The organism is Ruania halotolerans (assembly GCF_021049285.1).
In the GTDB taxonomy this organism is placed as follows: Bacteria; Actinomycetota; Actinomycetes; order Actinomycetales; family Beutenbergiaceae; genus Ruania; species Ruania halotolerans.
This window is the reverse complement of the sequence record NZ_CP088017.1, coordinates 2,381,774-2,397,114: the sequence shown is the minus strand read 5'-3', so window position 1 is coordinate 2,397,114 and position 15,341 is coordinate 2,381,774. Positions and strand designations below refer to the sequence as shown.

8 protein-coding genes are annotated in these 15,341 nt (G+C 67.8%); all 8 read left to right on the top strand.

What is annotated here, in order from left to right; all coding sequences use genetic code 11:
* The first annotated feature begins 1 nt into the window (after position 1).
* The 8 genes from LQF10_RS10605 to LQF10_RS10570 all read left to right on the top strand — a co-directional run bounded on the left by LQF10_RS10605 (position 2) and on the right by LQF10_RS10570 (position 15,309).
* Positions 2-799, top strand: coding sequence for a PP2C family protein-serine/threonine phosphatase (locus LQF10_RS10605; RefSeq protein WP_231063820.1), 798 nt, complete (start codon positions 2-4; stop codon positions 797-799).
* Positions 796-2,217 carry an FHA domain-containing protein gene (locus LQF10_RS10600; protein WP_231063819.1) on the top strand — a complete coding sequence of 474 codons (1,422 nt, stop codon included), beginning with the start codon at positions 796-798 and terminating at the stop codon, positions 2,215-2,217. Before LQF10_RS10605 ends, LQF10_RS10600 begins: the two co-directional genes overlap by 4 nt.
* Complete coding sequence (locus LQF10_RS10595) at positions 2,214-3,743, top strand: serine/threonine-protein kinase (protein ID WP_231063818.1); 1,530 nt, start codon at positions 2,214-2,216, stop codon at positions 3,741-3,743. Before LQF10_RS10600 ends, LQF10_RS10595 begins: the two co-directional genes overlap by 4 nt.
* A gap of 22 nt (positions 3,744-3,765) precedes the next feature.
* Positions 3,766-4,473: an FHA domain-containing protein gene (locus LQF10_RS10590; protein WP_231063817.1), complete on the top strand. Its 708-nt coding sequence runs from the start codon at positions 3,766-3,768 to the stop codon at positions 4,471-4,473.
* A gap of 97 nt (positions 4,474-4,570) precedes the next feature.
* Positions 4,571-10,690 (top strand): Ig-like domain-containing protein, encoded by a 6,120-nt coding sequence (locus LQF10_RS10585; RefSeq protein ID WP_231063816.1) that lies wholly within the window; start codon positions 4,571-4,573, stop codon positions 10,688-10,690.
* Positions 10,691-10,715: 25 nt separating this feature from the next.
* Positions 10,716-11,720 (top strand): AAA family ATPase, encoded by a 1,005-nt coding sequence (locus LQF10_RS10580; RefSeq protein WP_231063815.1) that lies wholly within the window; start codon positions 10,716-10,718, stop codon positions 11,718-11,720.
* Entirely contained in the window at positions 11,717-12,994 is a 1,278-nt protein-coding gene (locus tag LQF10_RS10575) for a DUF58 domain-containing protein (RefSeq protein WP_231063814.1), read from the top strand. The genes LQF10_RS10580 and LQF10_RS10575 overlap by 4 nt, the downstream gene beginning before the upstream one ends.
* Positions 12,991-15,309 carry a transglutaminase-like domain-containing protein gene (locus LQF10_RS10570; protein WP_231063813.1) on the top strand — a complete coding sequence of 773 codons (2,319 nt, stop codon included), beginning with the start codon at positions 12,991-12,993 and terminating at the stop codon, positions 15,307-15,309. The genes LQF10_RS10575 and LQF10_RS10570 overlap by 4 nt, the downstream gene beginning before the upstream one ends.
* Positions 15,310-15,341: the final 32 nt, after the last annotated feature.

Genomic DNA, 15,341 nt, shown 5'->3' with positions numbered 1-15,341 from the left:
CGTGAACGAGGACGCCGTGCTGGCACGGCCACCGCTGTTCTTGGTGGCCGATGGGATGGGCGGACACATCCACGGCGAAATCGCCTCGGCCGCGGTGGTGCGCGCATTCGAGGAGTTCGTCGGCGAGTTCGACCCGGACCAGGAAGTTCGTCCCGACCAGGTCCAGCAGGCGATCCGGACCGCGCAGAACCGGATGCGGGCGGCCCTGCAGGGTCAGGCCGAGCCGCAGGCTGAGCCGGTGACGGCGGGCAGCACCGTGGCCGGTGCACTCATCACCGTGCACGAGGGAGCCCCGTTCTGGCTGGTATTCAACGTCGGCGATTCGCGGGTCTATCGCTACAGCGACGAGACTCTGACGCAGATCAGCGTCGATCACTCGCTGGTGCAGGAGCTGATCGAATCCGGTGCCATCGATCACGTGACCGCACGGGAGCACCCACAGCGCAACGTGATCACGCGCGCCGTGGATACCAATTCCGACGCCGAGGCCGACTTCTGGCGACTGCACGCCGGGGCCCGGGATCGGCTGGTGATCTGCAGCGACGGTCTGACCGGTGAGCTCACCGATGCGGCCATTGCGGCCGTGCTCGCCGCAGAACCGGCAGCCACGGCGGCGGCAGAGCGGCTGCTGAACGACGCGCTCACGGGCGGCGCCAGGGACAACGTGTCGGTGATCGTGGTCGATCTGGAGGGTGCGGACGTCTCGATGACGGCACCTCGGGCGCGCGCGGATGACGACGTCGCCGATACCGTGCCGAGAGGCAATCGGCTCTCGCAGGGAAGGGATGCATCGTCATGACAGCAATGACGCAAGCACACGCGCGGTATCTCCCGGGCTCGTGGTCGGCCATCATGACCGACGCCGGTGCAGCCCTGCTGCACCCGTCGTTCAGCACCGTGCACGTGCGCACGCTGTGGGATGCGATGGCCGGCGGGCGTCCGCTCAGCTCCTGGCTGGAGATCCTCGCAGGGGGCGGGCTCACCAGCCTCGCGGACTTCGCACTGGTCGAGCGGTCCGGAACTCAGCTCCGGGTGCTGGCACGCGGTGACGTGGTGGTGGTCTGCGCCGATCAGGAACTGCATGGTCGCGGAATGAGCACGTGGCGCGAGGCCGTCCTGGCGGCCGGAGCGTTCCGGCTCGAGGCGGGATCCGCCGACGGCGGCCGTCACCTTGACGAGGACGGCCTGCCCTGGTCGGTCGGCGTCGTGGCCGCCGAATCGGTGGGCATTGTGGACACCGAAGAGCGCTCCACCGGCGGGAGCCGTTCCGCGAGAGAATCGTTGACGGGCGCACCTGCCGAGACGTCACCAGCGGTGACAGAACCGGCGCAGCCGGCCACCCCACCCGCTGACGCGCCCGTGGCAACCGATGAACCAGACATGGCGGAGGGCGGCGGATCCGAGGCCGGCCACGTCGCCATCGCCGCTGAGGACGACCCAGACGAGGTGCGCTCCACTGAGGCGGGCGTGTCCGAATCCACGGTGCACCCCGCCGTCCCACCGAAACCCGCTTCGGGGATCATCGACTCGGTGCCGTGGGCGGTGGCCGAGGTTGCCCGGCAAGGTGGCGCGCCCGCCGCACAGCACCACGCGCCGGAACCTGCCGCCGAGGATGATCTCGATGGCGCAGGCGGCAACCTCAGTGAGATTGACGATCACACGGTGCGGGCACCGATCCGTGGTCGCAGATCGGGCGAGACACCAGCCGGCGCCGAGGCTGCGGCGGCGATCCCGACGGGTCTCGAGGGAGACCATGACGGGTCCACCGTGATGGTCTCCGATCTCGCGAGCATGCGCGATGCCACGATCGTGCCGGGCCCGGGCGACGCCGAGGACTTCACCGGTACGGGGCCTGGTTCGGCCATGGGAACGCTGGTCCTATCCACTGGGGCACGCATCGTGTTGGATCGTCCGGTGCTCATCGGGCGCGCGCCCGAATCCAGCAGATTCGGCGTGAACGTGGAGCCCCGCTTGGTCACGGTGCCGAGCCCCGAGCAGGACATCTCCCGCACGCACGTGGAGCTCCGCGTGGAAGGCGATCACCTCCTGGTCACCGATCTGAACTCCACCAACGGCACACTCGTGGTGGTCCCTGGCGGCCTACCGAGGCGCCTGCACGCCGGAGAAGCGGTGCCGGTACCGATCGGCACCCTCATCGATCTCGGCGACGGGGTCTCCGGCACCATCGAGGCACCGGAGCAGGCGCAGCAGACGTGACACGACGACCTCCCTCTCGCCCCCCGGACATTCCCGGATACACCTACGAACGTCTACTCGGCAGCGGCGGGTTCGCCGATGTCTTCCTCTACCACCAGCACATGCCCCGGCGTGAGGTGGCGGTCAAGGCGTTGCTCGCGAGCGCCGTCACCGAGGACGGCCTGGAGCAGTTCACGGCCGAGGCGAACCTGATGGCCCAGCTCTCCACGCACCCCTCGATCGTGACGGTCTTCCACGCGGCCACCACCGAGGATGGACGTCCGTACCTGGTGATGGAGTACTGCCCGCGCCCGAACCTCTCGGTCCGGTACCGCAACGAGCGGATCGGCGTGGCCGAGAGTCTGCGGATTGCGGTACGCCTGGCCGGCGCTGTGGAGACGGCGCACCGGGCCGGGATTCTGCACCGGGACATCAAGCCTGCGAACGTGCTGACCACCGCATACGGGTGGCCAGCGCTCACCGACTTCGGCATCTCAGTGGCCACCGGCACCGGTGCGGCTGATGATCGTGAGCAGGCTGGGATGTCGATCCCGTGGGCGGCTCCGGAGTTCTTCGCCGAGGACGCCCAGCGTGGCATTCCTGGTGACGTCTATGCGCTGGCTGCCACGATCTACACGCTGCTGGCTGCGCGTTCACCGTTCGAGCTACCGGGCAAATCCAACACTGCCTTGGATCTGATCACCCGGATCGAACGTGATCGGGTGCCACCGATCGGGCGTGATGACGTTCCGGCGTCCCTGGAGGCGGTGCTGGCGCGCGGGATGGCCAAGGATCCGGCCAGGCGGTACGGCTCGGCGGCGGAGTTCGCCCGGGCGATCCACCAAGTGGAGCAGGAACTGCACCTGACGCCGACTGCCCTGGACATCCCGGACACCTCCTGGATGGGGTCGTCATCGGATCCGATCGAGGGTGATCAGACTCGTGTCCGATCGATCAGTACGGTGCCGCAACGTCCGCCGTCGGCGCAGGCAGATGCCACCCGGTTGCGTGGCGTCGCCGACGTCGCGCCACACGCACCTGCGGCCGGGTACGGGCAGCCCGCCGCTCACGTCCCTGACGCCCAGGCACCCGGCGAGCCAGAGCGCCAAGGAACACCCCTGCGGACCCGTACCCGCACGGCCTTGATTGCCGGAGCGGCCGCGATCGTGGTGGCCGCCACGGTGACGGTGATCACCTACGGCGCCCTGAACTCGGGCGACCCGATCGACCCGACCAGCCCCACGACCGAGCCCACGTCGGCGCCGACCGTGAGTGCCCTACCTGTGCCGCCCCCGCCGGATGGCCTCACGCTCGAACGGGAGGGGTCCGAAATCAGCGCGGTGTGGCGCGCCCCCGCATACGATGGCTCCCTGGAGTATGCCTACGAGGTGACCGAAGGGGACTCGGCAGGGGGCCTGACCTCGGTGGGTGATCAGACCTCGGTGACGGTCACCGACGAGGCCGACCGGGTGTGCATCCGGGTGCTCAGCATCAATGAGACCAGGCAGACTTCGGATGCGGCGGACAGCCCGGAGGAATGCGTATGAGGCGGCAGGGAGGAACGCAGGGATGAACATCCAGGTGGAGTTCTGTGGGGAATGGTTCGACGTTGCCGATGGGCACACATTCCAGATCGGCCGCGAGGGTGATCTCGAGATCGACGACAACCCCTACCTGCACCGCCGCTTCCTGACGATCTCCTTCCACGACGATCTCTGGTGGCTGGAGAACGTCGGAAGCCGGATCTCAGCGACCGTGGCGGACTCGGACGGCAATATGCAGGCTTGGCTGGCCCCGGGGGCCCGGCTTCCCTTGGTGTTCGCGCACACTTCCGTGCTGTTCACCGCAGGCCCGACCACCTATGAACTCGGCATCGTGGGCGATTCGCCGAGTTTCGAGGCCTCTTCACCCTCCACCACACAGGTGGGGGAGACCACCATCGGCCCGGTCACGATGACCGAGACTCAGAAGTTGTTGATCATCGCACTCGCCGAACCGGTGCTGCGGGGCCGCGGCTCGACGGCCTCCATCCCTACCTCCGCACAGGCGGCTGCTCGCCTGGGATGGGCGATCACCCGGTTCAACCGCAAACTCGACAATGTCTGCGAGAAGCTCGCCCGGTTCGGGGTGCGTGGCCTGCGCGGTGCGCCCGGGCAGCTCGCCGTGAACCGGCGCGCGCGGCTGGTGGAGCACGCGGTGGCGTCTCGGCTGGTCGTCGCTGCCGACCTGGAACTGCTGGAGGCCAATGCCGAACGCCATGCTGAGGGCTCCGATTGACGCTTCATGCGCATGGGCAGTTCTCTCCCTCCCACCATGGCGCCGGAGACCGTAAACTGACCGACGGATCTGGTGGGCGACGAATCGGGGAACTCGAGTGAGCTGGAAGGCTGGCCTGCGCCGCAACAAGCGCACCGTGGCCAGCACCACCGTGATGTCGCTCGTCCTCGGCACGGTGGTGGCCCTCAGCCTGAACTACGAGGGCGTCGCCACTGCTGACGTCGATCTCAATGACGGTGGCGTCTGGGTCTCGAACAATGAGTCCATCCTCGTCGGTCGGTTGAACTACCCGGTCGAGGAGATCGACGCCACGCTGGCCGCGCTGAGCCAGGATGTCGACCTCCTCCAGCGCGAGGACACCGTGCTCATCCGTGACCGTGCTGGGAGCACGCTGCAGCAGGTGGACCCGGTGTCCGTCGCAGTACGTGGCTCGGCCGTCCCGCTGCCCACCGGCTCGGACGTCCAACTCGGTGACAACACCGTGGGTGTACTCGTCGAGGAGACCGGTGAATGGCGAGTGCTGGGCCTGGATCAGTTGAATGTGCTCAGTGAGGCCGGCGAGGACCCTCAGGCCGTGCTGGGGGCCGGTGCGGCCCAGGCGATCGCCGACGACGGAACGGCCTATGGGCTGAACGCCGCCGATGGCGAACTGCTCAGCTTCGCCCCGGGCAATCGGGAGGAGCCGGAGGTCCTCGAGATCGATCCGGCCCTGTTCACCGACGCCACGACTCAGTTGACCGTGGTCGGGAACGAACCGGTCGCGCTCACCTATGAACCCACCACCGACGAGCTCACCCTGGTCCGCCCGGGCGAGGAGCCGATCTCCTTGACCGATCTGGGCGTCGACGGTGCTTCGGCGCGGCTGCAGGCGCCCAGCACGGGCGGCAGCAAAGTGGCGCTGGCCACGACCGACGCGCTGGTGACAGTGCCCCTGGACGGCTCGGACCCGGTGATGCACCCCTCACCCGCAGCCGGCGCACCGGCACAGCCGGTGCAGGTGGCGGGATGCGTCCACAGTGCGTGGGCCGGTGGACCCTCCGGTTACCTGCGCCAGTGCGGTGACGCGATGCCGGAGACGTTGGATGTCCCAGGCGCCACGGGCGGGGATCTGGCCTTCCGGGTGAATCGCACCTATGTGGTGCTCAACGAACTCTCCACCGGGAACTCCTGGATGGTCGAGGATGCGCTGATCCTGGTGGACAACTGGGAGGACGCCACCCCGCCGACGGACGAGGACGAGCAGGAAGAAGAGGAATCTCAGGACCTCGAGGAGCGCGAGGTTGAACTCGACCGGGAGGCAGAGAACCGCCCGCCGGTGGCCGTCGATGACCAGTTCGGTGTGCGCGCCGGACGCATCGTGGTTCTTCCCGTGCTGCACAACGATTCCGATGCCGACGGTGACCTGCTCACCGCCTCAGTGAGCGAGAACATCCCGGAGTCCTTCGGAACGGTGGAAGCGGTCCACGGCGGACGTGCCCTGCAGATCCGGGTCAGCCCCACCGCGAGCGGCCGCGCCTCGTTCCAGTACATGGCTGACGACGGACGAGGTGGCACTGACGAGGCCGCCGTCCGGTTGGACGTGGTCCCGCCGGGGACGAACAACCCGCCGGAGCAACTCAAGGAGATCACCACCCAGATCGCCGCCGGTGAATCGGTCGAGGTGAACGTCATCGACGATGTCATCGACCCCGACGGGGACGCGATCTACGTGGCGGGCACCACTGACGCTGCCGGCCTGCAGGTGCGGCCTCAGCCTGACGGTCTCGTCTCGATCACCGATCCAGGTGGGTCCACGGGCACCAAGTCGGTTTTCCTTGAGGTCACCGACGGGCAGGCGAGCACCGAGATCCAGATCGATGTAGAGGTGCTTCCGGACGCTGCCCAGCCGCCCACCGCCGTGTTCGACTACGCCACCACGTTCGTGGATCAGTCGATCGAGATCGACCCGATCGCCAACGATCACGATCCCAATGACCGGCCGCTGCGGCTCGCCAACGTGCAGTCCGTGGAGGGCGCGACCGTGCGTCAACACGATTCCACCTTCACGTTCAGTGCGTCCTCCGCCGGCGACTACTACCTGCTCTACGTGGTGGCCGATGATGATGGTCTCTCCGCCACCGGCCTGATCCGGGTCCGCGTGCTCGCACCCGAGAACCTGGATCCGATTGCCGCCACGGACACGGCCTTCCTCCCGCCGGGGGGCACCACTCTCGTGGATGTGCTCGCCAACGATGAGGATCCGGCCGGCGGTGTGCTGGGCGTCCAGCAGATCGAGGTGCCCTCCGGATACGGCCTGCGCGTGGCGGTGCTGGAGCACCGGATCCTGCGGATCAGTTCCGACCGCACCCTGACCGAACCGGTCACCATCGAGTACACCGTCTCCAACGGCACCCGCTCGGCTGTGGGTGAGGTGCTGGTGCAGCCAATGGACACCGAGAGCGGCACCCGAGCACCAGTTGCTGTACCGGATGAGACGCGGGTGCGTGCCGGCGACCACGTGACCATCCCGGTGCTCAGCAATGACACGCACCCGAACGGTTTTGAGTTCTCCCTCGATCCCCAGCTCTCGGAAGAACCTCAGGACGGCTTGATGTTCACCGCTGGTGAGGTGATCCGCTACCAGGCCCCGGACGAGGCGGGCACGTTCACCGCGGTGTACTCCATCACCGATGAGTACGGCAGGCAGGACTCCGCCACGATCCGGGTGTACGTGCAGGCTCGCGCCGAGGATGCGAACACGCCACCGGAGCCGCGCGATGTGGACACTCGTGCCTTCTCCGGGGAGCGGATCCGGATCCCCATCGAGCTGTATGGGATCGACCCGGACGGTGACTCCGTACAACTGCTCGGCGTGGACGAACCGCCGGCGTTGGGCCGGATCGTCGAGGTCGGACCTTCCTACATCGACTATCAGGCGTTCACTGACTCAGCCGGCCCGGACGAGTTCACCTACAGTGTGCGCGATCGGATGGGGGCCATCGCCGAGGCGAAGGTCCTGGTCGGGGTGATCCCGCCCCCGGCGGAGAACCGATCCCCGGTGGCCGTCAACGACGAGATCACTGTGCCGCCGGAGCGGCCGATCGAGGTGGACGTCCTCGCGAACGACACCGATCCCGATGGTGATCTGTTGACGTTCGACGATCCCGCCGTCTCCGAGAGCGCCATCGAGGATGTGCGCGTACGTGAAGGCAAACTGACCTTCCTCGCGCCCTCCAGCGTCGGAGAGCACCTGGTCACCTACCACGTGAGCGATCTGCACGGTGGTACAGCCAGCGGTCTGCTCACGGTCACCGTGGATCCCGATAGTCCCCGCCTGCCTCCGGTGGCCGTGGACGATGTGGTGCCCCCGGCGGCCATTCTCGAGCGTGACGAGGTCGAGGTGGACGTGCTGGCCAACGACGGCGATCCGGACGGGAGCGTGGAGAGTCTCACCGTGGACGTCCCGGACGGTCAGCAGAACGCGCGCTCCGTCGATGGCGAGACCGTGACCGTGACCCTTGCGCCCACTCGGCAAGTGATCACCTATCGGGTGACCGACCAGGACGATCTGTCCTCCTACGCCTTCATCGACGTGCCTGGCACCGAGGACACCGGTCCCGTGCTGCGCCCGGACACCGAGGTGATCGAGGTGCTCGCCGGCGAGAGCGAGACCATCGAGATCAACGACTACGTGGTGGCCCTCAGTGGGCAGCCCGTGCAACTGTCCGACACCAGCGGTGTTCGCGCCACCAACTCCGACGGCTCCTCACCCGTGGTGGACGGCGACACCCTGCAATACACCTCCGATCCGAACTACGTCGGTCCCGCCACGCTCACCTTCGAGGTGACCGACGCGGAGGACATCAACGACAACGACATCCTCACGTCCGTGCTGACCCTGGACATCCTGGTGGTGTCGGAGGAGAACCAGCCCCCGCGGATGCGGGACGGCTCGTTGGAGGCCGAACAGGGCGGTGAGTCCGTTTCCCTCGACATCGCCCGGCTGGCCGAGGACCCGGACGGGCGCTCGACCGATCTCTCCTACCGGATCGCCGAGGAAGCGAGTGGTTTCGACGCCAGCCTGGACGGGTACATCCTCACCGCCAGTGCACATGAGAACACTCCGGCGGGATCGTCGGTGGACCTCGTGATCGAGGTGACTGATGGTGAGAGCGATCCGGTCCGGGCAGTGATCGTGCTGCGCGCGACCGCGAGCAACCGTCCGCTGATCGCCACCAACTCCGACGACGTGGGAGAGGTGCACCAGGGCGATTCGGTGACCGTTCCGGTGCTGGCGAACGATTCGAACCCGTTCCCTGGGGAGCCGCGGGAGATTCTCTCGGTTGCGATGAGCGACGGCAACGGGTCGATCTCCATCGACGGCGACCAGGTGACGCTCACTCCTGCGGGAGACTTCGTGGGGCGCCTGACCGCGACCTACACGGTGGTGGATGTGACCGGGGAACCGGACCGCGCCGTGGAGGGGCAGATCACGGCCGCCGTTCTCGGCGTGCCGGAGGCTCCCACGATCCCGCTGGTCGAAGACGTCGCCAACCGTGAGGTGACGTTGAGCTGGACCGCACCGGAAGATAACGGCGCCGCGATCAGTGGCTATACGGTCGAGTACGGCAGCGGGTCCCAGGCGTGCCCCACCACCACCTGCACGATCACCGGACTGTCCAACGGGACCACGTACACCTTCGCCGTTACGGCCACCAATGAGGTGGGCGACTCACCTGCCAGCGGATCCTCGGCCGAGGCCACGCCGGATGTGCGCCCCGAGGCGCCGGCGGCTCCGACCCTGACGTTCGGCGATGGTGAGTTGGACGTGGACTGGACCGCCCCGCGGAACGAGGGCACTCCGATCACGCACTACGACGTGCAGATCTCCCCGGCGGATGGTGCCGGCCAGCAGCAGGTCAACGGCACCACGCTCACCTGGGATGGTCTGCGTAACGGGCAGGATTACACGTTCCGCGTGCGCGCGATCAACGATGCTCCCGATCCTGGTGAGTGGAGCGCGTGGTCCGCTCCTGAGCACCCTTCGGGTCCGCCGCTACAGCCCGCAGCACCGAACGCGACCCGAATCGATGACTCCGCGGGCGGGCGCCTTCAGGTCTCCTGGACGGCTCCGGGCGACAATGGTGATCCGATCCAGTCCTACGAACTGCGGATGTACCAGGACGGGTCACTCGCTCAAACGTTCACTCCCGGCGGCGCGGACAGTTCCCGTGAAGTGCAGGTGGAGAACGCGCACGACTACTACTTCACGCTCGTGGCGATCAACCGCTCCGGGGACTCGGAGACGTCGCCTGCATCGAGGGAAGTGCGATCCTTCGGTGCTCCCGGGCAGACGTCGGGGGTCAGCGCCGCACCGACCGGGAACGACAACCAGGCCACGGTGAGGTACACCGCGCCGAACAACAACGGTCAAGCGATCAGTCGCTATGAGTACAGCCTCAGCGGAGGTGACGCACAGGCGCTGCCGGGAAGCGGCACCATCAGCGTGCCGCAGGACGGACAGAGCTATCAGGTGCGTGTCCGAGCCTGCAACACCTACTGCGGTGATTGGAGCCAGGCGTCGGCGAACTTCTCGACGTATGGTCCACCTGGTCGACCGAACGTCAGGTCATCGGCAAACTTGCGCGAGGTGACTTTCACCTGGGAGGCGCCCGACGGCAATGGCGCGACGATTGAGCGCAGTCAGTATCGGATCCGGAGCCAGCCGGACGGAGGCAACTGGGGCAGTTGGAGTTCTTGGAGCAATGCCAGCCCTTCGGACCGGGTGACCCGTACCGGCGGATGGCGAGAATCATACGAGATTGAAGTACGGGTGGTGAACAACCACGGCGATGTCGGACCGAGTTCTGCGAATACTCGACGAGCCGAAGCTGACCCCAATCCACCGCCGCCACCCGACCCGCCCCGCGTGTGGGTTACCCAGGGTCGCCAGATCAACTGTGACAGTGGTGGTTCAGGCTGCCGGACGCTCCAGTTGAACTGGTCGGACATCCCCAGCGCGGACCGGGGGAGCTATAACGTGTCGTTCTCGATCACAGGCGACAGATGCGGTGGCTTCTCCCGGAGCGGATACCCCGAGAACATCAACTCGGCGAACGGAAACACCGAGATCGGACACGCGGGCTACACCCCACCACACTTCGGAGCGACCTGTGGGGGCACCGTGAACCTGACGATCAGCCCGAACGGCGGCTACGCACAAAACTCGTCGTGGTAGCGCACGACTTCAACGAAAGGCACCAATGACCGCCACCACCACTGCGCCTGCGCAACTCACTCCTGACCAGGCCGCCTGGTTCTCGGAGACGTTCGAGCGCCTGGTCACCAACGTCTCGGCTGCCGTGCTGGGCAAATCGCATGTGGTGCGCCTGGCGTTCACCTGCCTGCTCTCCGGTGGGCACATGCTCCTCGAGGATTACCCGGGAACGGGGAAGACGTCGTTGGCGCGTTCGTTGGCGGCCACGGTGCAGGCCAGTCACAGCCGGATCCAGTTCACCCCGGACCTGCTGCCCTCGGACGTCACCGGCGTGACGATCTACGACCAGGCCACGAAGGCGTTCGAGTTCCACCAGGGCCCGATCTTCGCCTCGGTGGTGCTCGCCGACGAGATCAACCGTGCGTCTCCGAAGACGCAGTCTGCGCTGCTGGAGGTGATGGAGGAAGGCCGGGTCACGATCGACGGCGAGCCCCACAGCGTGCCGCAGCCGTTCATCGTACTCGCCACCCAGAACCCGATCGAGCAGGCCGGGACGTACAAGCTGCCCGAGGCGCAGTTGGACCGCTTCCTGATGCGCTCCTCACTCGGCTACCCCGATTCTGAGGCGACCGTACGGATCCTCGCCGGGTCCGCCGTCCGCGACCGTGCGGCAACGCTGAGCCCGGTGATCGCCGGGGCAGCGGTGACGGACATGGCCAACCTGGCCTCCGCCGTCCACGTGGATGCAGCGATCCTCAGCTACGTCACCACCCTCACGGAGGCCACCCGGACCGCCCCGGAGGCGGCGTTGGGCGTCTCCGTGCGTGGGGCCCTCGCGCTGGTGCGCTGTGCGAAGACCTGGGCAGCGGCACATGGGCGTCACTACGTGATCCCTGACGACATCAAGGCCCTCGCCGAGCCGGTGCTCGCGCACCGGATCGTGCTCGACGCCGAAGCCGAGTTCGAGGGTGCCGACCCCTCAGCCATGATCGCTCGGATCGTCTCGGAGGTGGCTCCGCCCACGCAACGGGGTACCGCGACACCCTCATGAGCACACCTGCACGAGAACGTGCCTGGGAAAGCCCCGGCGTCGGCACCACTCGGCTCGGACTGAGCACCAGTTCGATCACCCGCGGCCTGGAATCGCTGCGCGGATCGATGCGGCGGACCACGTCCGCGCTGAGTTGGATCACCCTGCCCGCCTGGGTGGTGCTCGCCGTCGGTGTGATCTCCTGGATCGCCGGCTCGGTGCTCGGCTGGATGGAACTCGTGGTGCTCGGCGCCGCCCTGGTGGCCACCTTCGTGGTCTGCGGATTCTTCGCGATCGGCCGCCACCCGTACGCGATCACGTTGCGCCTGCGGGAGGGGCGGGTGGTGGCCGGGGAACGCGCGATGGGCGGTATCGAAGTGCGCAACACCGGATCCGCACCGGTGATGCCCGCCCGGATGGAGCTGCCGGTGGGGCCCAGCCTGGCCCGATTCGCACTTCCTGCACTGGCGCCCGGCGGCGAGCACGACGAACTCTTCGCGATCCCGACCGAGCGGCGCGCAGTGCTGGTGGTGGGACCGGTGCGCTCGGTGCGCGGTGACCCGTTCGGGTTGATCCGCCGTGCCGTGCAGTGGACGGAGCCGGAGGAACTCTACGTCCACCCCCGCACGATCCCGCTCGGCTCCGCCTCTGCCGGGTCGCTGCATGATCTTGAGGGCCTGGCCTCCAAGGACGTCACCAACAGCGACCTCTCCTTCCATGCGCTGCGCGAGTACGTCCCGGGCGATGATCGCCGGTACGTGCACTGGCGTTCCTCTGCCCGGGTGGGTGAGCTCATGGTGCGCCAGTTCGAAGAGACCCGGCGTACGCACCTGGTCACCGCTCTCTCGGTGCACGGGCACGACTATGAGGACGCCGACGAATTCGAACTGGCCGTCAGCGTCGTCGGCTCCCTCGGCCTGCACACGCTCCGTTCGGAGTCCGAGCTGAGCGCACTCACCCAGCTGGGCGCCATCGGCACCCGCGGCCCGAGGGATCTGCTGGACTCGCTCACCCGATTGGACACCGTGCGCCGGCCGGGGCGGCTGCCCGACCTGGCCCGGGTGGTGACCCGGGACATCACCCGCGCCACCGTGGCGATCCTGGTGTGCGGTGGGGGAGTCAGCCACGACCAGCTGCGTGCGGCCGGTGCCGTGCTCCCCGTCGGCGTGCGCGCTCTGGCCGTGCAATGCCGCACCGGAGTGCAGTTCTCCGCACGGCGCCTGGGCGCCGTCACCATGTTGGAACTCGGCCGGTTGGAGGACCTGCCTCGCGGGTTCCGGAGGCTGCAACGATGAACGAGACGCGCAGGGGCCGGCGACAGCAGGAGGCAGCCCAGAAGGCGACCCGTTCGTCGGGCGCCCGCACCGCCGGCGCCCAGGCGGGCCCGCCGGGTTCTCGTGGGCTCCTGCGGCAGTTCCGGGTGTGGTGGACGATCCCGCGTGCGGCCAACACGCTCGTGCCGCTGGTGTTGCTCGCCGTTGCCTTGCTTCCCTTGGACGCCGTCTATCTGGACAGCGGTCTGTACGTGAGCGTGTTGGGCGGCCTGCTTCTCGGCGCCGCCATCGCCGTCGCCGGGGCCATCTTCCGGCTCGGCATCATCACCACGACGTCGGCTGCGGTGGTGGTCTTCTTCCTCTGCGGCGCACTGGCCGCTCCGGAGAGCGCCCTGCTCGGGGTGCTTCCCACACCCACCACCTGGCAGCTGATGGGCATCGGCGTGGTCACCGTGTGGAAGCAGGTGCTCACCGTCACGCCACCGCTGGGCACGATCGGTGCGGTCCTGCTGCTGCCGTACCTGCTCGCCTTCCTCGGATCCCTACTGGCCGTCACGATCTCGTTGCGGGCGCGCCGTCGCTACGGCCTCATGCTGCTCATTCCACCACTGGTGCTGGTGGCCGCCATTCTGTTCGGTACGCATCTGTCCGTCCTCGCAGGTGTGGTCGGTGTGGTCGGTGGCGTGGTGGCGCTGACGTGGTTGGCGTGGCGGGCCGGCCGGCTCGAACTGCACCGGGTGCTGGCGATCGCGATCGTCTTGGCAGTCGCGGCGGTCGGGGGGACTGCCGCCTCGTTGGCGGCGCCGCCGGAGAATCCCCGGGTGGTGCTGCGCGACTATGTGGAGCCCCCGCCGGACCCGCGCGACCTGGCCAGTCCGCTCGCCGGATTCCGTACCTACGCGGACCGGCTCAGCGATGAGGATCTGTTCACCGTGACCGGGGTGCCGGCCGAGGAAACGCTGCTGCGGCTCGCTGCCCTCGACTCCTATGACGGCACGGTCTGGAACGTGACGGGCACCTCCACACCGGGCACAGGAGTGTTCCGCCGGATTGGCGAACGGATCGAGGTGGAGGTCCCGCCGCAGTCCTACACCTTGGACGTCAGTGTGAGCGCCTACTCGGACGTGTGGGTGCTCAACGGCGGTGGAAGCGCCGATGTGTCATTCGTCGGCCCTGACGTGGCGGAGCTGACCGAGACCTTCTACTACAACACCGTCACCGATACCGGCCTGGTCACCGCCGGCCTCAGCAGCGGAGACCGGTACGAGGTGATCGCCGACCCGGCTGCCCAGGTCGATCCCACCGACGTCACTGAGCTGACAGTGAGCCCTGTGGACCTGCCCGAACCACGCGGCGTACCGGACGCGGTGGGCGGTCTGGCCAGTCAGTACGCAGACGAGGCCGATTCGCCGTATGCGCGGATCGAGGCCGTGGCCGCTTCACTGCGCAATGGTGGCTTCTTCTCCCACGGGCTCGAGGGGGAGACGACCTCGCGCCCGGGGCACGGTTCGGCCCGGCTTGCGCAGATGCTCGACGGCGAGGAGATGGTGGGTGATGAGGAACAGTACGCCGCCGTGATGGCACTGATGGTGCGTGCTCTCGGATACCCGGCTCGGGTGGTGATGGGTTTCGAGACTGCCGATGCCGGCACGGTCACCCTCACCGGCGACGACATGATCGCCTGGGTCGAGGTCCCGTTCGAGGATGCCGGTTGGCTCCCGTTCTTCCCGACCCCGCCGGAGGACCAGATTCCGCAGGAGGAGACTCCGGAGAAGGTCGATCAACCCCAGCCGCAAGTGTTGCAACCGCCACCGCCGCCGCGCGAGCCGGCCGACGTTCCGCCCCAGGACCGGGACGATGCGGATGTCGATGCGCTCGGCCTGGAGAAGGTCGTCACGCCCAACCCATGGGTGGTCGGGGTTCTGATCGGGTCCGTGCCAGTGCTCCTGGTGGGCATCCCGTTGCTGCTGATCGCGCTGTTCAAGGCGATCCGCCGATCCAGACGTCGCAACCGTGGGAGCACGCACGAACGCCTCGCCAAGGGGTGGGACGAGATGCAGGACCAGCTGGTCGATCTCGGCGTGGCGGTGCCGCGGGGGTTGACCCGGCGAGAGTCGGCGATCGGGCTCGCCGAGCGCTTCCCGGCCGCTGGTGTCGTGCTGCTCGCCGAGCGTGCCGATGAGGCCGTGTTCGCTCCGGTGACTCCCGGCGATGAGCACGTCGGCCACTACTGGGAGGATGTGCGCCGCAGTCTGCGGCGGGTGCGGGAGGCCGTCGGCCGGAAGGCGCGCTTGCGGGCACTGGCCTCCTGGAGATCCCTGCGCCGGCGCCGCTGAGGCGCCCGCCTAGGTCCTGCCGTGCCAGCGCC

What these genes read in the sequence shown, in the direction of transcription:
- LQF10_RS10600 (WP_231063819.1), top strand. Translation starts at nt 796, where the DNA reads ATGACAGCAATGACGCAAGCACACGCGCGGTATCTCCCGGGCTCGTGG.
- LQF10_RS10590 (WP_231063817.1), top strand. Translation starts at nt 3,766, where the DNA reads ATGAACATCCAGGTGGAGTTCTGTGGGGAATGGTTCGACGTTGCCGAT.
- LQF10_RS10580 (WP_231063815.1), top strand. Translation starts at nt 10,716, where the DNA reads ATGACCGCCACCACCACTGCGCCTGCGCAACTCACTCCTGACCAGGCC.
- LQF10_RS10575 (WP_231063814.1), top strand. Translation starts at nt 11,717, where the DNA reads ATGAGCACACCTGCACGAGAACGTGCCTGGGAAAGCCCCGGCGTCGGC.
- LQF10_RS10570 (WP_231063813.1), top strand. Translation starts at nt 12,991, where the DNA reads ATGAACGAGACGCGCAGGGGCCGGCGACAGCAGGAGGCAGCCCAGAAG.